The organism is Paraburkholderia sp. CNPSo 3076, assembly GCF_026343935.1.
Taxonomy (GTDB): Bacteria; Pseudomonadota; Gammaproteobacteria; order Burkholderiales; family Burkholderiaceae; genus Paraburkholderia; species Paraburkholderia nodosa.
The window spans coordinates 110,106-131,329 of record NZ_JAPMAL010000008.1; the positions used below are offsets into that span (position 1 = coordinate 110,106).

General features: G+C 58.3%; 19 protein-coding genes and 1 pseudogene. 15 read left to right on the plus strand and 5 right to left on the minus strand.

The genetic code is table 11. From position 1 onward, the window contains the following. Positions 1-297: 297 nt before the first annotated feature. Together M3A49_RS11315 and M3A49_RS11320 are read right to left on the minus strand one after the other, a co-directional pair. Positions 298-2,196, minus strand: coding sequence for a propionate--CoA ligase (locus M3A49_RS11315; RefSeq protein WP_266228757.1), 1,899 nt, complete (start codon positions 2,194-2,196; stop codon positions 298-300). 364 nt (positions 2,197-2,560) lie between these two features. Further along, complete coding sequence (locus tag M3A49_RS11320) at positions 2,561-3,418, minus strand: alpha/beta fold hydrolase (protein ID WP_266228758.1); 858 nt, start codon at positions 3,416-3,418, stop codon at positions 2,561-2,563. A gap of 101 nt (positions 3,419-3,519) precedes the next feature. Here M3A49_RS11320 and M3A49_RS11325 point away from each other — a divergent pair, with 101 nt between their 5' ends. Then, positions 3,520-4,131 (plus strand): TetR/AcrR family transcriptional regulator, encoded by a 612-nt coding sequence (locus tag M3A49_RS11325; protein ID WP_266228759.1) that lies wholly within the window; start codon positions 3,520-3,522, stop codon positions 4,129-4,131. A gap of 63 nt (positions 4,132-4,194) precedes the next feature. Here the strand turns inward: M3A49_RS11325 and M3A49_RS11330 are convergent. Next, positions 4,195-4,344, minus strand: a pseudogene (locus M3A49_RS11330) (IS30 family transposase); the annotation flags it as partial. Between the two features lie 988 nt (positions 4,345-5,332). On the opposite strand from M3A49_RS11330, the gene M3A49_RS11335 reads away from it, so the two are divergent. Then, positions 5,333-5,473: a hypothetical protein gene (locus M3A49_RS11335; RefSeq protein WP_266228760.1), complete on the plus strand. Its 141-nt coding sequence runs from the start codon at positions 5,333-5,335 to the stop codon at positions 5,471-5,473. A gap of 154 nt (positions 5,474-5,627) precedes the next feature. On the opposite strand, the gene M3A49_RS11340 is transcribed toward M3A49_RS11335, so the two are convergent. Then, positions 5,628-6,287 carry a winged helix-turn-helix transcriptional regulator gene (locus M3A49_RS11340; RefSeq protein WP_323183138.1) on the minus strand — a complete coding sequence of 220 codons (660 nt, stop codon included), beginning with the start codon at positions 6,285-6,287 and terminating at the stop codon, positions 5,628-5,630. 1,053 nt (positions 6,288-7,340) lie between these two features. On the opposite strand from M3A49_RS11340, the gene M3A49_RS11345 reads away from it, so the two are divergent. The 4 genes from M3A49_RS11345 (at position 7,341) to M3A49_RS11360 (ending at position 11,590) form a co-directional block, all read left to right on the plus strand. Continuing rightward, positions 7,341-8,993 (plus strand): GMC family oxidoreductase, encoded by a 1,653-nt coding sequence (locus M3A49_RS11345; protein WP_266228761.1) that lies wholly within the window; start codon positions 7,341-7,343, stop codon positions 8,991-8,993. Continuing rightward, on the plus strand, positions 8,971-10,233 hold the full coding sequence (locus M3A49_RS11350) for an NADH:flavin oxidoreductase/NADH oxidase family protein (RefSeq protein ID WP_266228762.1): 1,263 nt from the start codon (positions 8,971-8,973) through the stop codon (positions 10,231-10,233). The genes M3A49_RS11345 and M3A49_RS11350 overlap by 23 nt, the downstream gene beginning before the upstream one ends. Positions 10,234-10,293: 60 nt before the next feature. Continuing rightward, positions 10,294-11,262, plus strand: coding sequence for an alpha/beta fold hydrolase (locus M3A49_RS11355; RefSeq protein WP_266228763.1), 969 nt, complete (start codon positions 10,294-10,296; stop codon positions 11,260-11,262). A 151-nt stretch (positions 11,263-11,413) separates the two neighbouring features. Beyond that, on the plus strand, positions 11,414-11,590 hold the full coding sequence (locus M3A49_RS11360) for a hypothetical protein (RefSeq protein WP_266228764.1): 177 nt from the start codon (positions 11,414-11,416) through the stop codon (positions 11,588-11,590). 59 nt (positions 11,591-11,649) lie between these two features. Here M3A49_RS11360 and M3A49_RS11365 read toward each other — a convergent pair whose 3' ends face one another. Then, positions 11,650-12,279: a TetR/AcrR family transcriptional regulator gene (locus M3A49_RS11365; protein ID WP_266228765.1), complete on the minus strand. Its 630-nt coding sequence runs from the start codon at positions 12,277-12,279 to the stop codon at positions 11,650-11,652. Between the two features lie 134 nt (positions 12,280-12,413). Between M3A49_RS11365 and M3A49_RS11370 the strand changes: the two genes are divergently transcribed. The 9 genes from M3A49_RS11370 (at position 12,414) to M3A49_RS11410 (ending at position 21,082) form a co-directional block, all read left to right on the plus strand. After that, the gene (locus M3A49_RS11370; protein ID WP_266228885.1) at positions 12,414-13,496 is read left to right on the plus strand and encodes an alkene reductase; all 1,083 of its coding nucleotides are present in this window, start codon (positions 12,414-12,416) and stop codon (positions 13,494-13,496) included. Between the two features lie 56 nt (positions 13,497-13,552). Further along, on the plus strand, positions 13,553-14,341 hold the full coding sequence (locus M3A49_RS11375) for an SDR family NAD(P)-dependent oxidoreductase (RefSeq protein WP_266228766.1): 789 nt from the start codon (positions 13,553-13,555) through the stop codon (positions 14,339-14,341). Between the two features lie 253 nt (positions 14,342-14,594). Continuing rightward, the gene (locus tag M3A49_RS11380; RefSeq protein WP_266228767.1) at positions 14,595-15,440 is read left to right on the plus strand and encodes an alpha/beta fold hydrolase; all 846 of its coding nucleotides are present in this window, start codon (positions 14,595-14,597) and stop codon (positions 15,438-15,440) included. A gap of 55 nt (positions 15,441-15,495) precedes the next feature. Continuing rightward, on the plus strand, positions 15,496-15,894 hold the full coding sequence (locus M3A49_RS11385) for a helicase (RefSeq protein WP_266228768.1): 399 nt from the start codon (positions 15,496-15,498) through the stop codon (positions 15,892-15,894). Positions 15,895-15,944: 50 nt separating this feature from the next. After that, a complete protein-coding gene (locus M3A49_RS11390) occupies positions 15,945-16,526 on the plus strand; it encodes a TetR/AcrR family transcriptional regulator (RefSeq protein ID WP_266228769.1) in 582 nt (193 codons plus the stop codon). A 71-nt stretch (positions 16,527-16,597) separates the two neighbouring features. Continuing rightward, positions 16,598-17,461: an alpha/beta fold hydrolase gene (locus tag M3A49_RS11395; RefSeq protein WP_266228770.1), complete on the plus strand. Its 864-nt coding sequence runs from the start codon at positions 16,598-16,600 to the stop codon at positions 17,459-17,461. A gap of 115 nt (positions 17,462-17,576) precedes the next feature. Next, a complete protein-coding gene (locus M3A49_RS11400) occupies positions 17,577-18,560 on the plus strand; it encodes a quinone oxidoreductase family protein (RefSeq protein ID WP_266228771.1) in 984 nt (327 codons plus the stop codon). A 56-nt stretch (positions 18,561-18,616) separates the two neighbouring features. Next, positions 18,617-19,618 (plus strand): NADP-dependent oxidoreductase, encoded by a 1,002-nt coding sequence (locus M3A49_RS11405; protein ID WP_266228772.1) that lies wholly within the window; start codon positions 18,617-18,619, stop codon positions 19,616-19,618. A gap of 573 nt (positions 19,619-20,191) precedes the next feature. After that, positions 20,192-21,082 carry a phosphotransferase gene (locus M3A49_RS11410; protein ID WP_266228773.1) on the plus strand — a complete coding sequence of 297 codons (891 nt, stop codon included), beginning with the start codon at positions 20,192-20,194 and terminating at the stop codon, positions 21,080-21,082. Positions 21,083-21,224: the final 142 nt, after the last annotated feature.

The following is a 21,224-nucleotide window of genomic DNA, read 5'->3' on the forward strand; positions in this document are numbered from 1 at the left end:
CAGCACCCAAGACAGGTATAATGTCTCGCACCATATTTATCTCAATAAAAGTTATATATAACTAATATGTTATTCCGTCATTCTTCTGGCTTACGTGAGCTGGTATTCCTATCAAACCGTCGTACACCTGATCTTTCGACGACCGGAAAAAGTATCAACTCGAGCGTATGCTGATCAGTTCAGGCGCATCCGTTGGTGTGTGCGGCTCACCAGCTGCACGTTTGAATCGGTATGTATGGAAGTAACATCCCCGATCCGGTCGGCACCACCGCCATCTATCGTGAAATTGCGGGCCACTTACGTTGCAGTGACCGCCTCTGCAATTGCTTCGAGTACAGTTGGGTCTTCAATAGTCGCAACGTTTCCCGGTTCCCGGCCCTCGCAAATTGCCTGAATCGTTCGGCGCAGTAACTTGCCTGATCGCGTCTTTGGCAGCGCTGGAACGAACAGAACTCGTGCGGGACGCGCTATACCACCGAGGTCGCGCTCGACAAGTTTTAAAATCTCACGTTTCTGAGCAGATGCGCCATCACCAGTAGCGACGGCACTTCGATCCTTCGCAGTTATAAATGCAACAGCGACCTGCCCTTTCAAGGAGTCGGAAACTCCGACAACGGCAACCTCGGCGACGTTAGGATGGCCGGAAATGCTCTCTTCTATCTCACGCGTGCCGAGTCGATGGCCAGCTACGTTGATGACATCATCGGCGCGCCCAAGGATAAAGTAATAGCCGTCTTCGTCGCGGACACCCCAATCGAACGTTGAATAGACATACCGTCCATGAATCTCGGACCAGTAGGTTCTGACAAAGCGCTCATCGTCGTCCGCGATCGTCTGAATGCACCCGGGCGGAAGCGGACCATCGATGATGAGAATGCCTTTTCGATTTGGAACAGTTATTTGTTCACCAGTTTCATTGTCGATCAGACGTACGGCAAACCCGTACATTGGTAGCCCAGGCGACCCAAATTTACTATTCATCCGCTCAACGCCATTCGCGACTGCAAGGATTGGCCATCCAGACTCAGTCTGCCAATAGTTGTCAATAATTGGCTTGCGTAAGGCGTCGTGTATCCATTTCCCTGTTGGTGCATCAAGAGGTTCACCGGCCAAATACAAACTTCGCAAGCTGGACAGATCCGCCTCGAAAAGCGACTCATTTTCGTGTTGCTTCATCACGCGGATGGCTGTCGGCGAGCTAAACATTGCGGTCACCTTATACTTCTCGACAAGCCTCCACCAGATACCAGGATCTGGCCGTGTGGGCAGTCCCTCGTAGAGCAGGGTTCCCATACCCGCCATAAGAGGACCATAGACGATATAGCTGTGCCCGACCACCCAGCCAATATCGCTTGTCGCGAAGAACGTTTCCCCAGGGGAACCGCAGAAAATGTGCTTCATACTGGCTGCTAGCGCAACTGCGTATCCGCCAGTTTCCCGTTGCACGGCTTTCGGGGTACCTGTTGTGCCGCTGGTATATAGCGTGTAGCTTGGAGAACTGGACTCCAACCATTCGCAAGGGACTGTGGCGCCAAGAAATTCCCTCCTCAAGGAGGTGTAAGACTCATCTCTATCTTCGCACATAGAGGGCGCCGCGAGCCCCCGGTCGACGATGAGGACTTTGGCAGGCCGTGTCGACACATGCTCAAGGGCCTCATCAAGCAATGGCTTATATGGAATGACCTTCCCGGCACGGCATCCGGCATCGGCGCTGATAATCAGTTTGGGCTTGGCGTCCTCGATGCGACTGGCCAGACTTGAACTGGCAAATCCGCCAAATACGACGGAATGGACGGCGCCGATACGGGAGCAGGCCAGCATCGCGAACACTGACTGCGGGATCATAGGCATGTAGATCAACACCCGGTCGCCCTTCTTCACGCCTAGCGACAAGATAATCGCAGCCATTGTCTGCACTTCCGCGTGCAGGTCAGAAAAGCTGTAAGTTTCCTCCTGCCCTGTCTCTGTAGAGACCCAGATCAATGCTGTTTGATCTGCACGATTGGCTATGTGCCGATCAATAGCGTTGTGGCAGAGATTAGTCACGCCTCCGACAAACCATCTGGCGAATGGAGGTGAATCATAGTCAAGAACTTTCTCGAACGGCTCCTTCCAATCGATCAACGAGGCCTGCTCGGCCCAGAAAGCATCTGGCTCTTCGATCGAACGCCGATAGAACTCAGTATAATTAGTCATCGCAGCCTCTCCTCCCATGTGAAGACAGCAAGCAACTGCTTTCTCTATCCCTGAATCGCTTTTCTAACACCTTCGTCTTCTGATGTTCGTAGCGCATCAAGAAAAATCATGACGTGCTTACACGCCCCGAGGGCTGCAATACGAAGAGATTTGGCTTCGAGACACAATCACCAACGCTGTTACATCAGCGGCCATCAGGTATTTGTAATTCAGTCCGACCACATCCTTCGAAATCTCTTCGCCGCATTTTTTCGCCAGAAGCACACTTAATGCCACTGGCGCCCTCATTTTCTCTGCTGTTTAAATCTCGGCTTGGTCATGCCGAGGGAAATCTAGCAGCCGAGCGATAATAAATTAGAGCCGATCAGGTCGTTGTCAAGAAGTATTCGATTTTCTCGGCCAATTCTTCGGGATGCTGCTGGTGTGGCCCATGACCAGAATTGGGATAGACGAGCAACTGTGCGTTGGGTAGTTCGCGATACAGCATCCAGATGTTTTTGAAGGGGAAGAACGGATCCCTATCGCCGGAGACGATGAGCGTGGGCTGACGAAGGTCCTTCAGCCTCTCATAATGACCTGTTCTACCGCTCATGAAGTCACCGATGAGTGACACCATCTTGTCAATGACTGCAGGCGTCACCGGAGGTTCCTGGCCAGAAGTCCGGGTCGCTCGACGATCGAGATAGGCCCGCGTCTCCTCATCTCGCCATTCAGCAAAGAACAGATACCGGACATCCTCATGTGAGTAGACAGGATGAAGGGCAATCTCGAACACGATGTCCGTCGGCGGCGCCGCTTCCGGATTGCCACCTCCGGCCGCACCGACGACGATCACCTTTCGCACGAGCGTCGGTTCATCGATCGCAATCGCCTGGGCAACGAAACCTCCCATGGAAAAGCCGAGCACATCGATGGTTGAAAAACCTAGCGCCTTCGCGAAGTCTGCGGCATTGCGTGCCTTTTCGTCCACGCTCGTCGCTGCAGATCCCGATGACGATCCGACTTCCTGATCACTGAACAGAATGACGTGACGGGTCTTCGCCAATGCGTCGACGAAACCCGGATCCCAATCATCGAGCGTACCGCGGAACCGATGGAGGAACAGGATAGGTGTCTTGTCCGCTGGATTGACGGGTCCAAGCTCCCGATAAGCGTAGCGTACGCCCCGGACATCAAGATACTTGGTTGGGGTGGTCGCCGCACGTTCTGTCGTGTTGTCCATATCTCTCTCCTTTGTGTACTGGAGAGTACGTTAATAAGTCCAGTTGCCGTCGTCAAGCGATTTGTGTATTGTTCAGTAAGAAAATTTGGATCCTGGGACGTATGGGTACGGTTGAGAAAAAGAGAGGACGTGGGCGGCCACGCTCATTTGACGTTGATGTTGCGCTAGATCGCGCCGTCGAGATTTTTTGGAAGAACGGTTATGAAGGCGCCGATCTAGACACGCTCACTGAAGCGATGGAGATCAACCGTCCAAGTCTGTATGCCGCCTATGGTGATAAGCGCGCCCTTTTTTTCAAGGCAGTGGAGCGCTATTATCAGACTTTTGCAATGCTTCAGCTTCCCGACGGGAAGGACGGGAAACGCTTCGGTCCATTATTCTTTAGCGAAGCAATTGTTCACCTCTTCTACGATCACGAACGGCCCCGCGGCTGTCTCATCGCCTGCGTCCTCGCTGATGAGGCCAATGCTCACGAGGACGCTAAAGCAATTCTCAAAGAGATAATCGAGCGAGAGGAGCGCCGCATTGAGAGATGGGCAAATGGGTTCCTATCGGGTGACTCTGCAGCGGCGAACGCGCGATGTTTCGCAAATCTGCTGGTTGCAACACTTCATTCGGCAGCTATTAAGGCGAGCGCCGGGATTTCACGTCGAAAAATTAGTTCCGATCTCGCTGCCACAATGTCCATACTGATGGGAATTCTGGATACCTAACGTTCCATGGAAAGGCTGACTTAACCGACGAGTCTGTCTAAGTTGAAGCAGGTTGATAGGCTTAGTGAAACAGACGTGATCGGACAGTTCCTTGCCACGGTCCCAAGTCAAGGATCGCCACGACTACGCAGGCAGATCCGCCACGGTCTTCTTCTTGAGGGCGTTAGCCATATTGACAGTTCCGTAGCCGGCCAGCGGTGGCCCGTTCGGAGTATGTTCGGCCGGCGCAGAAGCTGAATCGATGAGTCTTTCTCGAGCAAGGCCAATTTGCGCATGGTGCATACTCGGAAGCTGGATGGTGGGCGGGCACCTCCTTGGCAGTGTCGGATCCTCTGGATGCTCCCGTGCGTGCTGTGCATAGGTCTTAGTCTGATATCGATGGCGACCAATGATTGATATATGAATCGTATAGTATCGAAGCTAAATAAAATGTATAGTTGGTGAAAACCACAATCGAGCTGCCTCGAGGCGGGTCACTCCACGGAGTGAGGAAATCGATCCCGCCCTGTAGACTGCGGCTGAGTCTTCTGATCCCGTGGATAAAGATGGATGCCAAAATGCAAATCGAGCCAGCACCAGATTCCCTGAGTTGTTGACGTTCTGAGCGGGGGCTGACGCAGCTTCGCGAACGTGGATTTCCTGCGATTTCGTAGCTAGTTTTCTAGTCGGTGAAGTTGCGCGCCCAGGATTCCGGCGTTGCAGAAGTTTGGAGTCTGCGCGGATACATGCACTCAGGCCTTAATGACCGAGCAGTCGAGACTTCGAAGCACGCTTGAGGCGGCCGGAGACGGGACGGTCGACGGAAATTTGACGGGGCAGCGCTGCGTGAATTGGTCGAGATGTATTGGAAGCCGGCGTATTAATTGGTTGCATGGCGAGCGATCACGACCCCAATCCGGAATCCGAACCAGTTTCGCAAGTGGATCGCCGGCCATCAACAATGGCAGCTCGCTCAGTCATTAGCCGGTGCGGTAGCGCGGCGGACGGCGTACCCATTGACCTTTCAGGGCCACGTTCTGCTATTCCTCACCCGAGGCGCCGGCTGCATTTGTGCCGGTAGAGTCAGAGCCACTGCGGTCGCCCCCACCGCGAATACTCGAGTCATTGATGGCGATAGCGTGCGCAATGGCACCGAACCCGCTCTTGGCGAGGCGAGCCTTGATGAACTGATGGCGATCGGCAAAATCCCGAGGAGGTTGCCGTGTTCCGGTTCAACGAAGAACTGACGGCCCACACGCATCGCAGTTCGGTCGACTTCCGCATGGGCATCGGCGGGATGCCGATACTGGTCGAACAGGCGACCCGTCTGAACCCAATGATTTCCGCGCCGTTGCCTGCCTGATGCGTCTTCTCGCATCGGTTACTAACCAAGCTTGCTTACATGCCACGCCGGATTCGCTGCGCGATGATGCAGACAGGGCAAGTGGTTTGGCCGGGATTCGTGAGTATCTGAAGCTATGGATATTTGTGAATCCCGGCCGAGCCTCGGCAGGCCATCAGGGCTTGTATTCGAGAATCTTGAATACCTGTGTGAACGCTTGCCTGCTTCCTCGCAGGAGGGATACGCGCCCTTCGCGGAGCGCATGCGTAGGTGTGATTTCGCGCAAAGCCAGAGCCATGAACGTTTCCATGTCACACTGTATCTTGACGTCGGGGGGCTCTGCGCTGGGGCCGGAGCGGATCAGCACCTTCCCGTGGTTCACCGGGACATGGAAAACCTCCGCCCCCACATGGAACTCATACAACGTTTGCAAGGCGGCGCTCGCCGCAGGATCGCTCGACCCCGTCAAGCACAGTGCGATGAGCTCCGCACGGGCAGTGGACGGATCGATGCGTTCATCGAGCGGCAGGCGCAGACCCCAGAGCCCAAGCGCAATCACTGGTTTGCGCAGTTGTTCGCCCATTTCCGTCAGTTCATAAGCTGGCGCTGCGGCGGGCGTTGGCAACGTGGTCGGTTGGATAACATCGCTCTCTACCAGCATGGCCAGGCGCTCGGAGAGCCGGTTTGCGCCCATGGCAGGCAAGATCGCCAGCAGATCCTTGAACCGCTTCGGACCCAGCAAGAGTTCGCGGATCACGAGAAGCGTCCAACGATCGCCGAGGACGTCTAATGCCCGGGCCATTGGGCAAAGTTGACCGTAGGTTTTGTTTGGCATGTCACATTGTACAAGGCCCTGCTTAAGCAAAGCCGGTTGGAAGGCGATGGCCACGGATCAGGCAGGAAATTAGTGGCGCGGCCTCGCGGACACCTGCATCCGTAGTGCATCAATTTTCCAGACAAGGCGCGCCCTACCATCGCGGATCTGCCGTCGGGTTGGGTATTCGCTGAGCCATTTCCGGAAACTCCCCGGGGGCAACACGCCCAGTGCACACGCCTGGTCGTCCCAGAAGCCGATGACGGGCCATGCTATCGCCGCCGCAGCGAAAGGGACATTCATTGTCGTGGCTTCCCGCGAGGAGACGCCATAAGCCGCGCGGCGGTCCGATCGAACGGCAGCGATACCTCGAGGTCCTGCGATGTCAACGTCGCAACCGGACTCCTGCGTTTGTCCCAGTGTGCTGAGTGCACATCACACATTCTACTATACTATGTGTATAGTTGTAGTGCTATACTAAACGTATAGTATTGCGGTGATCGTAGCGTGGGTCCCGCATCTTTGCTCTTCGCCCCGTTCGGATCCTGTCCGACGCTGAGCCCCGACAAGCGCGGTGCGATGGTTGGTCGACTGAATGAGGACTTCGCACTATGACTATGGATGCCCGAATGAGGAGAAGACACGGATTTCATTCGTACGACTCGATCCCCCGAGATCGACGTCGATCGCGTTCCGTCGCCGACTACGCTGCTGCAGGAGTCCGCTAACAAGCCAGTTTTCCGGATCGGTGAACGAGCGCTGATCCATGCCGATGTCGACCGGCTCTCGTCTGCGTTTGCCGAGTACTTCCAGAAAGTGGTCGGGCTGAAAACGCGATTGGGTGTCCGTGATGCTGCCGCCCCCCCGTCGTTCCCGATTGCCTTCAATGCCATTGCAAAATCAGCAGCCGACTTGGAGGGGAACTCCACGACATTGTCGTGAGCGCGATAGGACGCAAAAGTCGGACTCTGAATTGTGACTACTAGAACCAGGAAAACGGAGACAAACGATGAAGGCCTTATTCGCTAATGTGCGCGTGGAGAGCCCGACCGGCGCAGGCTCGAGGTGCTCGCGATGAATACTCCCTATGAATTTGACTACATTGTCATTGGCTCGGGTTTCGGTGGTAGCGTGTCCGCCTGCCGCCTCACTGAAAGGGGCTATTCGGTTGGTGTGATGGAGATGGGGCGGCGTTGGACTGCAGAAGATTTTCCCAAGACCAACTGGGACGCGCGTCGCTGGATGTGGCGACCTGGTCTGAAAATGTTCGGCTTTTACAACATGCGTCTCTTCCGCCACGTCATGGTCCTGAGCGGGAACGCAGTTGGCGGTGGTTCCATCACATACGCGAACGCCTTGCTGGTGCCGCCCGACAAGGTGTGGGACGAGGGTTCGTGGGCTGGCCTGAAGGACTGGAAACGGATCATGCCAGAGTACTATGCCATGGCGGAACGAATGCTCGGCGTAACCGAGAACCAATTTCTGGGCGAGGCCGATTTTCGGCTCAAGAAGATGGCGGACTTGCAGGGCGTAGGCAATACGTTTCACAACGGCCGTGTAGGGACGTTCTTTGCGCCAAAAGGCGAGGCCGGCGGCAAAACCTATGCTGATCCCTACTTCGGCGGCGGAGGTCCGGAGCGCGGGACGTGCGTCGGTTGCGGTGGCTGCATGGTGGGTTGCAAGCACAACGCCAAGAATACGCTCGACAAGAACTATCTCTATTTCGCGGAGAAGCGTGGTGCGCAGGTTTTCGCCGAAACCAGGGTGGTGGACGTGCGCCCGCTCAACGGCAAGGAAGACGGAAGCGACGGCTACGAGGTCTTCACTGAGTGTTCGACTACCTGGTTCAACAAGCAGCGACGCAGCTTCCGCTGCCGCGGGGTGGTATTTGCCGCGTCTTCATTGGGCACGATGGAGTTGTTGTTCCGGCTCAAGCAGAGCGGCTCCCTGCCGCGCATCAGTGATGACCTCGGCAAGCGCGTGCGCACTAATGCCGAGTCTCTCGTCGGCGTGCGCTTTCCGGCGAATGACAAGAGCATGTCGCCCGGCGTGGCTGGAGGCGCAGGCATCTATATCGACGAACGGACGCACATCGGTGCGGTGCGTTACCCGGAAGGTTCGGACGCTACAGGTCTGATGATGACCTTGATGACTGGCGGGCGTGCCGGATGGACGCGGATTATTACCTGGCTATGGACGCTGGTGACACATCCGGTGAAAGCAATGCGCGTGCACAACCCTTTCGGATTTGCACGCCAGACCATCCTGTTCGTTGTAATGCAGACCGTGGACGCCTTTATCAACATGCAGTTCAAGCGCCGCTGGTACTGGCCGTTCAGAAAGCGATTGTGCACTGAGGGGGGCCCGATTCCCACCTTCATCCCTGAAGCCAATGCGTTTGTTGAAAAGGGGGCAAAGGCACTGGGCGGCATTCCTACCACCTTATTGACCGAGATCCTGTTCAACATCCCCACCTCGGCGCACTGCATGGGTGGGTGCGCGATGGCGGACTCTCCCGAACGCGGCGTGATGGATGTCCAGAATCGCGTCTTTGGTTATCAGAATCTACTGGTGTGCGACGGCTCGATGCTCAGTTCCAACCTGGGCGTGAACCCCAGTCTGACCATCACCGCGCTGACCGAGCACGCGATGTCCCACATTCCGACGAAATCGTCCCTTGCAACCTTCCATCCGAGTGCTCTCCATGGCCAATCCGTCCTCATTTAACGTCAGCCCGCTGAGCCAGCCGTTTCGCTTGCCCAATGGCAGCGTGCTCCGCAACCGTCTCGCCAAGTCATCCATGAGCGAGACGCTGGGTACCTATGACAACCGTGCGACACCCAGGCTCGTCGAGTTGTATCGGCGTTGGGCTGCTTCCGGTGTCGGCTTGCTGCTGACCGGCAACGTCATGATCGATCGCCGTGCGCTCGGCGAGCCTGGCAATGTGGTAATTGAGGACGAGTCCGATATGCTCGTCCTTAGGCAATGGGCTCGCGCGGCCACCGACCAGGGCGCGGCCCTGTGGGTGCAACTCAATCATCCCGGCAAACAGTCCCCCAAAGGACTAAACGTCAGCAACCTCTCGCCGTCGGCCATTCCGTTTCGCGAGGACATGGCGGCGTTTTTCGAGACCCCGCGCGAAGCCAGTACCGCAGAGATCCGCGATATTATCCAGCGCTTTGGGCGCAGCGCCGCGATCTGCAAGAGCGCCGGCTTCAGCGGCGTGCAGATCCACGGGGCCCACGGCTATCTGATCAACCAGTTCCTGTCACCGCATCACAATCGGCGCACTGACGAATGGGGCGGCAGCCCTGAGAATAGGCGCCGCTTCCTGATGGCAATCTACGCCGAGATCCGCCGCCGGGTCGGCAGCGATTTTCCAGTCGGCATCAAACTCAATTCTGCCGACTTTCAGCGCGGCGGCTTCTCCGAAGAGGAGTCGATGGCCACCATCCACGCGCTTGCCGATGCGGGCATCGACCTGATCGAGATTTCTGGCGGCACCTACGAGGCTCCGGCCATGAGCGGTGCTTTCCAGAAACCGCAAAAAGCGTCGACGGTGGCGCGCGAAGCGTACTTCCTGGAGTTCGCTGAGAAAGTGCGCACGAGTATACCGGTGCCTCTAATGGTCACTGGCGGCTTTCGGACGGCCGACGGCATGAATGCAGCATTGCGATCCGGTTCGCTAGATATTATCGGTTTGGCGAGACTGCTTGCTATCGACCCTGAAGCGCCGGTTGCGTTGCTGCAGGGTCGCGATAGCCCGCAGCGCGTACGGCCGATCACCACAGGGATTAAACCGGTGGACCGCATGGGCATCATGGAGGTCCTTTGGTACACGAGGCAACTCAGGCGTATTGCAGACGGGGGCAATCCACGACCCCAGGAAAGCGGCCTGGTGGCATTTCTCAAAAGCCTGATGCGCAGCAGTTGGGGCAACTATCGCACCAAGCGCATGCGGGCTTGATCGTTGACACGATCTTTCCACTATTACCGTCGTCAAAAAAGATCAATGGAGATTAGTGCAATGCGTCATGTACTGAAGTCAGGTGTCCTTGGAATAGTCCTGGCAGCAATTCTCATTTCCTCGACAGTGCGGGCGGCTGAAGTATCGTCAGATAACGCGACGATGAGTTTGCCGCCACAGCAACAGGAACACGACGTCAGCTGGAAAGACGTGCCAACGCAGACCATCACTGCAGGCGGAGTGGACTTCGCGTATCGGGAGCTTGGGAAGGAACATGGTGGCACACCGGTGATCTTCCTTACTCACTTGGCTGCTGTGCTGGACAATTGGGACCCTCGAGTGGTGGATGGCCTCGCGGCGGAGCATCACGTGGTCACATTCGACAATCGGGGTGTCGGAGCTTCCAGTGGCTCACCATCGAATTCGATTGAGCAGATGGCTGATGATGCAATCAACTTCATCAAGGCCATGGGGTTCAAGAAGGTAGATCTTTTTGGCTTTTCGATGGGCGGCATGGTTGCCCAGGAAATCGCGCTGAAGCAGCCGCAACTCGTCCGCAAGATTATTCTCGCGGGAACGGGGCCTGCTGGCGGGGAAGGCATCAGTGCCGTGACCAGCGTTACATTTTACGACATGTTCCGAGGTTTTCTCACCGGCCAGGATCCGAAGCAGTATCTGTTCTTCACCCGTACGCCGAACGGTATCGAAGCTGGAAAGGCGTTTTTGGCTCGCTTGAACGAGCGTTCTGAACACCGCGACAAGAAAATCTCCATGACCGCTTTTTTGGCTCAATTGGAGGCGATTCGCGCATGGGGCCGGAAAGAGCCGGAGAACCTGTCGGTGGTGCAGAACCCGGTGTTCGTTGTCAACGGCGATAGCGATCGGATGGTCCCAAGCAAGAACTCGGAAGATCTGGTGCAGCGCCTGCCGAACAGCATGCTCATCATCTACCCCGATTCGGGCCATGGCGGGGTGTTTCAGTTCTACGCCAACTTCGTGCCCAAGGCGCTCGAGTTCCTTGCCCAATAAGTTTGAAGATAGCGGCTACGCGAGCGCTCGATCGACCCAGGCAGGCTTGGGCGAAGAAAGGCACGTTTGAGGTAACAGACGTCTAATTTGCCAGTTCGCACCGAACATGGGCCTTTCACTTTCGAACTTTAAGAATCGTAAGGAGTCCAGCATGACTGATATTTCTCGTAGTCACGCATCTGCCGAGGGGCAGGCCGATATATTTAAAAAATGGGTTCAATATTTCGGTGCGACTGACCCCAGGGACCTCGATCTCGGAATCTTAATGGCTGTCCACGAGTGGGTCATGGACGGTTTGGAGCCGAATGGTCAAAGACAAGAACGATAGTCGGTCATGAACAGGGGGTATCAGTTGTCGGAGGTCCAGGCGGCCATTAGTGCTACGTGTCACTTTGGTTTAGCGGACTTGTCGCTACCATGATTGGGCGCCGGTTCGCGCCCTGTCGCGGACGGGCCCAGTGACGCGAGAATCTTGTCGCGGCATACAGTCAGGATTTCGTCGGCCAGTGGCGAATCATCCGGGCACGCGCGCGACATCACAATGGCACCGACCGCATGCGCCAGTATGTCGAGGCAGTTGGCTCGCGCCTGCGCCGAGTCTGCACCGTCTGAAGAACAACGTTCGTGGCGCAGCGCCTCCAGCAGTCTCTCGATGCCGTCCGCAAATGTGGCTCGGACCGCTTCAGGTTGACGCGCGGCATCCCCACCCAGCGCAGCCATCGTACAGCCGGTTGCGCGCGAGTCACGGTGCTCGCGCGCGAGATACAGCCGCACGAACTCCGACTCGTTCATACCAGCGGACAGCGCGGCGGTTTGCGCGATACCGCAGGCTGCCGATTCCGCCATCAGATCGGTCTTCGAGCGGAAGTGCTTGTAGAAGCCGCCGTGGGTGAACCCAGCGGCGCCCATCAGATCGGCTACTCCGACCCCATCATAGCCGCGCTCCCTGAACAGGGTGGACGCTGTTTCAACAACGTGGGCCCGGTTGGCCTGGGCCTGTGCCTTAGTGACCTTCACTTTTGCTCTCCCGTGGGCTTGTTCCTTCGTGAAGGCCTGACTATACATTGATGTTGGTCGTCATCAAAGCCTTGACACGTTAGATTATGATCGTCATCATTGCAGCCATTCCCAACACCAGACGCTGGAACAACATGTCCGAGAAAACGCTTTTCGAGCCATACGCCCTCGGTGGCCTGACGCTCACCAGTCGCATCGTCATGGCACCGCTGACCCGCAACCGTGCCGGCGCCGGGTTGGTACCCAGCGAGCTGGCCGCGACCTACTACGCCCAGCGCGCCACGGCCGGCCTGATCATTACCGAGGCCACTCAGGTTTCGGCCCAGGCCCAGGGCTATCAGGACACTCTCGGCCTGTACACGCCCGAGCAGATTGCTGGCTGGCGCAAGGTCACGGACGCCGTACATGCCAAAGGTGGACGCATCTTCGTGCAGCTGTGGCACGTTGGCCGCGTTTCGCACACTGACCTGCAACCTGGCGGGACGGCGCCGGTCGCACCTTCCGCCATCCGCGCCGAGACGAAGACGTTCGTCAACAACGGATTTGCCGACGTGTCCGAGCCACGCGCCCTGGAACTCGCCGAGCTGCCGGGCATCGTGAGCGACTTTCGACAGGCTGCGGCCAACGCTATTGCCGCCGGCTTCGACGGAGTGGAAATTCACGGCGCCAACGGTTATCTGCTGGAGCAGTTCATCAAGGACGGGGCCAACCAGCGCACTGACGCCTACGGCGGCTCGATCGAGAACCGTTCGCGCCTGTTGCTGGAAGTGGTCGCCGCAGTGGTCAAAGAAATCGGTGCCGAGCGCACCGGCGTGCGCATCTCGCCGGTTTCGCCGGCAAACGGCATTTCCTGCAGCGATCCGCAACCGCAGTACGACTACATCGCCGAACAACTCAGCACGCAGGGCATCGTCTATCTGCACGTGGTCGAAGGTGCGACTGGCGGCCCACGCGAGGTCGCCGCGTTCAACTATGACGCGCTGCGCCGCCGTTTCAAGCAGACCTATCTGGCCAACAACGGATACGACTTGGAATTCGCCACCACTCAACTCAATGAGGGCAGCGCCGACCTGTTCGCGTTCGGCCGTCCGTTTATCAGCAACCCGGACCTGGTCGAACGATTGAAGGCCGGCGCACCCCTCACGCAGCTCAACCCGGCGACGCTCTATGGTGGCGGCTCTGTGGGCTACATCGATTACCCGACCATCTCCGGCTAAGGCCCGCGCCCTTGATTGCACCTCCGCCAGAAGAACCCTTGCAAAGGAAGGTACCCGTGACCACGCTTCCAGCCGTTCTCATCACCGGGGCCTCCAGCGGCATCGGTGCCACCTACGCCGAGCGCTTCTCTCGGCGTGGCCATGACCTCGTCCTTGTCGCACGTGACAAGGCGCGACTCGATGCCTTGGCCGTGCGCCTGCGTGAGGAAAGCGGTGTGGCCGTGGAAGTGCTGCAGTCCGACCTGACCCAGTCCGCCGACCTGTCCGCACTCGAGACTCGGCTGCGCGATGACAATCGAATAGGTATCCTGATCAACAACGCCGGCGTGGCTCAGTCGGGCGGCTTCGTGCAGCAAACGTCTGGGAGCATCGAACGCCTGATCACGCTCAACACGACGGCGCTGACGAGGCTCGCAGCCGCGGTCGCTCCACGCTTTGTGCAGTCCGGTAATGGCTCGATCGTCAACATTGGCTCGGTGGTGGGTTTCGCGCCAGAGTTCGGCATGTCGATCTACGACGCGACCAAGGCATTCGTGCTGTTCCTGTCGCAGGGCCTGAACCTGGAGTTGTCGCCCAAGGGCGTCTACGTGCAAGCGGTATTGCCGGCGGCGACGCGCACGGAGATATGGGAGCGCGCTGGTGTCGACGTGAACATGCTCCCCGAAGTTATGGAAGTCGGAGAGTTAGTTGATGCGGCACTAACTGGGTTCGACCGTCGCGAGCTGGTCACGATTCCGCCACTGCACGTAGCCGGGCGGTGGGACGCACTGGATGGCGCGCGCCAGGAACTGATGTCGGACATTCGACAAGCACACGCGGCCGAGCGCTATCAGCGCGACGCCTGACTATTTCCGCTTCTGCCTTAGTCGAGAGTCAGGCCGTGCCTTATCTGCAAAAAGCCGTTTCTTGCATCCTGACGCTGCACGCGGCGGTTGTTTCACGGTTGGCCGTGGCCAGTAATGCGAATACAGCAAACGGCGGTACGACTGATACCACGAGAACTTTGCCCCCAAAGCGTTGGCACTCCTGGCGCAGTGAATTTGCGAAGCTCCGGCAACGAGACCGACATCTCGACAGAGGTTCTCAACAGGTGACTACATGACTGACAACCATATCACTACGCCCACTCGCTTCGTGGATGTCGACGGAACCCGATTCGCCTACCGACGCTGGGGTAATACAAACTCTTCGCAGCCGCCTTTACTGTTCCTGCAGCATTTCCGCGGTGGAATGGACAACTGGGATCCATTGATGACGGATGGCCTTGCTCAAAGCCGCGAAGTCATCCTCTATAACGGCCGCGGCATCGCTTCATCCGGCGGGCAACCACGAACACGCATTGAGGACATGGCCGATGACGCAGCGGCCTTCGTTCGCGCGCTGGGCGTGCAGCAAGTCGACGTTTTGGGCTTCTCGCTCGGAGGGTTTCAGGCGCTGGACCTGACCTGGCGCCATCCCGAGCTAGTGCGCAAGCTGATGCTGCTGGGCACCGGGCCACGCGGGGGCAATCCCGAAATGGAGCAGCGCGTGTTGACCACAGCGGTCAATCCGGTCCCGGAGTTCGAAGACTTCCTCTACCTGTTCTTCGGCCGATCAGCAGAGGCCGAGCAGGCAGCAAGGGAGTTCTGGAAACGGCGTCATATGCGAGCCGACCAAGATCCGCCATCCTCGCCGGAGGTCTCGATCGCACAGATCGAGGCCAACATGCTGTACATGCCGAGGCTCTCGGAAGACGATCCTTTCGCGTATCTGCGTAGCATCCGGCAGCCTACGTTCATCCTCAATGGCGTGAACGACGTGATGGTCCCGACGGTTAACTCCTTCTACATGGCTCGCAACCTGCCAAACGCCCAGTTGTTCATTTACCCAGACGCCGGCCACGCTGCGCAGTTCCAGTACCCGCAACGCTTCCTGGGTCACGCGGTCCAGTTCCTGAGCGAGTGACGCGACGGTCGTCATAGCCCGAAGGCACTTTTCTCAAATCTAAAGGATGTCCGAAATGCTCAAGTTCAAGTTCCTGTTATGGGCATTCGCCCAGATGCTGAAACGCAAGATCAGGACCGACTCCAACGCCGCACGCTACGTCGCGTCCAAGAGCTTGGTATTCCAGATTCGTACGGTTTCGGGTGCCGGCCGCTACTTTGTTATCAAAGATGGCACCGTCCGGTCCTTTGCAGGACTGGCAACGACTCCTCGATTCACGCTCACCTTTACTAGTGCCGCCAAAGGCTTCGAGATTCTGTCGGCCAAGGATGCCCAAGCGGCTTTCCTCAGGGGGGTGGGCAGTAAAGACTTAACCATCAGTGGCGACTTCCGGGAAGTGATGTGGTTCCAGGGCCTTACTGCCTTCCTGCACCTCCCGAAAGTCGTCTTGCCTTACGACCGCACCGCTTTCTGAGTTGCCATGAAGCCAGATCTGCTGAACCAGCGGTTGCGCCTGAACGTCATATGAAACGGTCCACGACGCGATCCAAGGAAGTCACGCACGAGCGCATCGTCGAAGTTGGCGCACGCGCGATCCGCCGCTGTGGATATGACGGCATTGGCATTGCGGACATCATGAAAGAGGCCGGCCTCACCCACGGCGGGTTCTACGCGCATTTCGCCTCGCGTGAAGCCATGCTGGCCGAGTTGGCGGACCGCGCAGGAGCCGAGGCCATCGCCACTTTTTTGCACTTCACGGCCGCCGTGCCTGCCGAACAATCCCTGCAGGCGCTGTTGCACGCCTATCTGTCCAAAGAGCACGTGAAAAACCCGGAGGTCGGTTGCCCGATCGCCGCCCTGGGAACGGAAATGCCGCGTCAGGCGCCGGTGGTTCGACGCGCAATTACCCGCCGCATCAAGGAAATGATCGACATGGTGTCCCGCCAATCGGCCGACTGGGGCAAGCCCGGTGCGCACATGCGCGCCCTGGCGACCGCCGCAACGATGATTGGGGCGGTCGTCCTGGCGCGCGCGGTCGACGAAGAACCGCTGTCCAGATCGTTGCTGGAGGCGGCGCTGGAGCATCTCGCCCCAGCGGCGGATTGAGTTTCGATCGGCTTTTTTTTCCCCGTCAGCATGATGCTCGACATATCAAGGCGGAACCCAAGGAATCAATGATGAAGAGCATCAACCCAGATACCCAATCGGCGACGTCCTATGCCAACGCACAGAACAACCAGGTCAGGGCGGGCGGAACCACCTTCGCTTACCGCGAACTGGGCCCGCGCGGCGGCATCCCGCTGATCCTGCTTAACCACTGGGGGGCCGTGCTGGACAACTTCGACCCGCGCATCGTCGATGGCCTGGCACGCAAGCATCGCGTTATTGCGATCGACTACCGGGGAATCGGTTCTTCCGATGGCATTGCACCCGTGACCGTGGACGAGATGGCTCGCGACACCATCGCGTTGATCCGCGCGATGGGTTTCGATCAGGTCGATCTGCTCGGCTTTTCGCTCGGCGGCTTCGTGGCGCAGGACGTGGCGCTCAAGGCGCCGGACCTGGTGCGCAGGCTCATCCTCACAGGCACGGGGCCCGCGGGCGGCCAGGGCATCGATCGCGTGGGGGCGATGTCCTGGCCTCTGATGCTCAAGGGCCTGGTGACGCTGCGCGATCCCAAGACCTATCTGTTCTTCACCGCCACCGCCAACGGCCGGCAGGCAGCAAGGGCATTCCTGAAGAGGCTCAAGGAACGCAAGGCGGGACGCGACAAGGGGCCGAAACCCGGCGCCTTGCTTCGCCAGCTCAAGGCGATCAAGGCCTGGGGCCAGCAGGCGCCGCAGGACCTCACCCGCCTGCACATGCCAGTCCTGATCGCCAATGGGGACAATGACATCATGGTGCCCACCGCATTGAGCCACGACATGGCCCGCCGCATTCCCAACGCGCAGCTCGTCATTTACCAGGACGCTGGACACGGAGGCATCTTTCAGTATCACACCGACTTCGTGATCAAAGCACTGGAGTTTCTGGCGCAATAAATCCTTTGCGATCAGCGACAGGTGAAGTCCCCATGACGCTCAGCAGAATATGCAGTTCGAACAGGTCTCGTCGAAGACAGGCCTTACCTTACTTCACAGAGATTTGGAGAAACAGATGAAAGCAGTCCGGTTTCATAAGACAGGCGGACCAGAAACGCTGATCTATGAGGAGGTGCCCGATCCGACACTCGCCGACGATGAGGTCCTCATCCGCGTCGAAGCAGCGGGAGTGAACTTTGCCGACGTCATGCGTCGGCGCGGCGACGACTATCCTGAGCCGTCCCCAACCCCCTTCACGCTGGGTGCTGAAGTGGCCGGCACGGTTGCCGCCGTCGGGAAGGCCGTGACTTCGCTCCCTGTCGGCACGCCGGTGCTGGCCGCCCCAGGGGCAGGTGGTTATGCACAGTATGTCCGCGTGCCCGCCGCCATCGTGATACCGCTGCCTCCGGGGCTCGACTTGTTACGCGCTTCGGCGCTGGTTGCCCATGGCCTGACCGCCGCGCTGGTCCTGCGCAAGGCCGCTCGACTGGCGCCGGGCGAAACCGTATTGGTGGAGGCTGCGGCAGGCGGAGTGGGGTCGCTCGCCGTGCAACTGGCCAGGCTGTATGGCGCCGGCAAGGTCATCGCGGCCGCCAGCAGCCCCGCGAAGCGAGCCCTGGCCGAGCGCCTGGGGGCTGATGCGTCGGTGGACTACACCCGCCCCGACTGGGCCGAGCAAGTGCGCGCACTGACCGACGGCAAGGGCGTGGACGTGGTCCTGGAGACGGCCGGCGGCGACAACGTCGCCGAGGCGTTCAAGGCATTGGCTTCGTTCGGGCGCCTGATCTTCATCGGCCAGTCCAGCGGCAAGACCAGCCTGATCGACCCGTGGAAGCTGACCGTCCCCAATCACACCGTCACCAGCTTTTACGTCGGCGCCTACCTGGCTTTCCCCGATCTGATCCAGGCGACGTTGACCGAACTCATCGGACTGGTTTTGTCGGGCAAAGTGACTCTGCAAACGGAGACGGTGTTGCCGCTCTCGCAGGCCGCCGAAGCACATCGCCTCCTCGAAGGGCGCAGCACGACCGGTAAGGTCGTGCTGCAGCCTTGGGCATGAGCTGGATTCCGTCCGAACTCTGCCCATAACTTAATCAACATTGAATTTAATGCATCATGAAAGCGCTCACCTTCAAACGCTATGGCAAGTCACCCGAGATCGGGTTCGCCGATGTGCCTCGCCCCACGCTCAAGCCTGATGAACTGTTGGTCCAGGTGCACGCGGCGGGATTGAATCCGATCGACAACATGATTCCGGCGGGAACGTTCAAACCCGTCCTCAAGTTCGAATTGCCGGCCACACTGGGCAGCGACATTGCCGGCGTAGTGGTTGAAGTCGGTAGCCGTGTGACGCGTTTCAAGCCGGGCGACGCAGTCTTTGCCAGCCTCTTCGATCTCGGTAGGGGCTCGATTGCCGAATTCGCGGCGGTGCCGGAGAGCGTTGCCGCGTCGAAGCCGGTCAACCTCGACTTTGTGCAGGCTGCCGCCGTTCCGATGGTCGGGCTCACCTCCTGGCAAGCGTTGAAGGAGCGCGCCAATCTTCGCGCTGGCCAGAAGGTTTTCATCCCCGCCGGGTCGGGTGGTATTGGCACGTTTGCGATCCAGCTGGCAAAGCACTTCGGCGCCAGGGTGGGAACGACCACGAGTACCGGCAACGTCCAACTGGTAACGAGTCTGGGCGCAGACGAAGTCGTCGATTACAAGAAGCAGGAATTCGAGAAAGTGCTGCGCGGCTACGACGTCGTGCTCGGCACTATAAGAGGTGATGCGATTGAAAAATCCATAGGCATCCTCAAGCCGGGGAGCAAGATTGTGTCGCTTATCGGGCCACTGGATGCAGCGTTCGCCCGCGCCCGCGGGCTGAACTTCATTCTGAGGTTTGTATTCGGGCTAATGAGCCGCAAGATCATGCGTCTAGCAAGAAAGCGGGACGTCACCTACTCATTCCTGTTCGTGCGCCCCGATGGCGGCCAACTCTCCGAAATTGGCGAGTTGCTCAAGTCAGAACGCATCCGTCCTGTGATTGACAAGATATTTGCGTTTGAGCAAGCGAAGGAAGCGCTTGAATACCTTGCCCAAGGGCGCGCCAGAGGCAAGGTCGTCGTCAAAGTCAAGTGACGCGCCAAACGGTTGGCTGCGGATGTACGTGCCGCAGCGACGCAGGCCCTTCCGTATGGCTGCAGGCAAGCGGGTCGGAACTCTGTCGACACCGGCACGACGTTGATGTTGCACGCGTGCTTTCCGCGCGGTGTCGGCTGTTCTCAAAGTCGCTGGCTCGGATTATCAGAGACTTCAGGGCTGCGAGGCGATTGCCAGGCCAGCACCGGAGTGAAGGCATGTCCGAACATGTGTACGTTGTTCTATATTTGAAACAATGACGCCAGCCGGGATTTCCCCTGTTGCGAGCGTCTGGAGGTGCCGCGCAACATGCGCGAACTCACATGCACTTCTCAGGAGCGCGTCAACATGTTTGTTGCGAACAGATCGAACCCGGTTCCCGAAAGGCTCCCCTTGCACGTCGAGGAAATCACGCCGTCGTGGCTGACGTCGGCGCTCGCGCGCGGTCATGAGGGCGTGACGGTCGAATCACTCACCGTGAGCGATGTGATGTACGGAACCGCTACCAAAGTCAGGGTGCATCCTGTCTACAACGCAAGAGGGCGCGAGCTAGGCTTGCCGGAGTCGTTGATCGTGAAGGGCGGTTTCGTTCCAGAATATCGGAATCTGAACGCCTACATATACGAATACGAGGCGAGGTTCTTCAAGGAAGTCCATCCTCACATGCACGCGAACGTACCGGCCTGCTTTTACGCAGAGACGGACGCTCGAAGCGGGCAGTCTATCGTGATCCTCGAAGATCTAAGCTCACGGAACGTTGAATTCTGCCGCGTGCAAAAGCCGCTCACATTTGCGCAGGCCGCGGCGAATCTGGACGCGCAGGCACGTTGGCACGCGGAGTTCTGGCAATCGCCGGAACTCGATAGTGGTGGTGAACTGGCCTGGCTGGCGCCGCAGGATCCGCTGCCCGATGGCGAGTCAGGCACGTATCACTGGGGCCAGTTGAAACCCGATGTTTTCGCAAGCTATACGCAGTTGCCGCGCGGGGCTGCCGTGCCAAAGCGGTTTCATGATCGGGACTGGATGGAGCGCGCGTTGCTCGATCTGCGCGCTTTCGACCGAATCGGGCCGATGACGCTTCTCCACGGCGACGTTCACCTCGGAAATCTCTATTTCGACCGCGACGGCACGCCCGGCTTTCTCGACTGGCAGTCGTATCGGCGCGGACCGTGGGCCCATGATGTCACGTATTTCCTGATCTCGGCATTGGACATCGCGGATCGACCGCGATGGGAGCGTGCGTTGCTCGAGCACTATCTCGAGCGGCTTGCGTTTTACGGGGTGAAGGAGCCGCCGTCATTTGAAAGCGCGCTCGAAGCGTATCGGCGGCACATCGTCTACGGACTGTTCTTCTGGCTCGTGAACCCGGTGGAATGGCAGGTGGAAGTCAACAATTGCGCAGTTGCCCCGCGATTCGCAATGGCAGCGCTCGATCACGAGATTCATGACCTTATCGGCCGATAACAACCTTCGGGGGCGTTGAGCGGCACGGCCAGGCGTGCCGCTACCGAAGCCGCATCGCGTATGGCGCTTGACGTTGTCTCCTCAGCAGGGTACATTTTTTAGACCATCATTCAAAAATGTGAATGATGTGATAATGATGAGG

What these genes read in the sequence shown, in the direction of transcription:
- M3A49_RS11315 (WP_266228757.1), bottom strand. Translation starts at nt 2,196, where the DNA reads ATGACTAATTATACTGAGTTCTATCGGCGTTCGATCGAAGAGCCAGAT.
- M3A49_RS11320 (WP_266228758.1), bottom strand. Translation starts at nt 3,418, where the DNA reads ATGGACAACACGACAGAACGTGCGGCGACCACCCCAACCAAGTATCTT.
- M3A49_RS11325 (WP_266228759.1), top strand. Translation starts at nt 3,520, where the DNA reads ATGGGTACGGTTGAGAAAAAGAGAGGACGTGGGCGGCCACGCTCATTT.
- M3A49_RS11340 (WP_323183138.1), bottom strand. Translation starts at nt 6,287, where the DNA reads ATGCCAAACAAAACCTACGGTCAACTTTGCCCAATGGCCCGGGCATTA.
- M3A49_RS11345 (WP_266228761.1), top strand. Translation starts at nt 7,341, where the DNA reads ATGAATACTCCCTATGAATTTGACTACATTGTCATTGGCTCGGGTTTC.
- M3A49_RS11350 (WP_266228762.1), top strand. Translation starts at nt 8,971, where the DNA reads ATGGCCAATCCGTCCTCATTTAACGTCAGCCCGCTGAGCCAGCCGTTT.
- M3A49_RS11355 (WP_266228763.1), top strand. Translation starts at nt 10,294, where the DNA reads ATGCGTCATGTACTGAAGTCAGGTGTCCTTGGAATAGTCCTGGCAGCA.
- M3A49_RS11360 (WP_266228764.1), top strand. Translation starts at nt 11,414, where the DNA reads ATGACTGATATTTCTCGTAGTCACGCATCTGCCGAGGGGCAGGCCGAT.
- M3A49_RS11370 (WP_266228885.1), top strand. Translation starts at nt 12,414, where the DNA reads ATGTCCGAGAAAACGCTTTTCGAGCCATACGCCCTCGGTGGCCTGACG.
- M3A49_RS11380 (WP_266228767.1), top strand. Translation starts at nt 14,595, where the DNA reads ATGACTGACAACCATATCACTACGCCCACTCGCTTCGTGGATGTCGAC.
- M3A49_RS11385 (WP_266228768.1), top strand. Translation starts at nt 15,496, where the DNA reads ATGCTCAAGTTCAAGTTCCTGTTATGGGCATTCGCCCAGATGCTGAAA.
- M3A49_RS11390 (WP_266228769.1), top strand. Translation starts at nt 15,945, where the DNA reads ATGAAACGGTCCACGACGCGATCCAAGGAAGTCACGCACGAGCGCATC.
- M3A49_RS11395 (WP_266228770.1), top strand. Translation starts at nt 16,598, where the DNA reads ATGAAGAGCATCAACCCAGATACCCAATCGGCGACGTCCTATGCCAAC.
- M3A49_RS11400 (WP_266228771.1), top strand. Translation starts at nt 17,577, where the DNA reads ATGAAAGCAGTCCGGTTTCATAAGACAGGCGGACCAGAAACGCTGATC.
- M3A49_RS11405 (WP_266228772.1), top strand. Translation starts at nt 18,617, where the DNA reads ATGAAAGCGCTCACCTTCAAACGCTATGGCAAGTCACCCGAGATCGGG.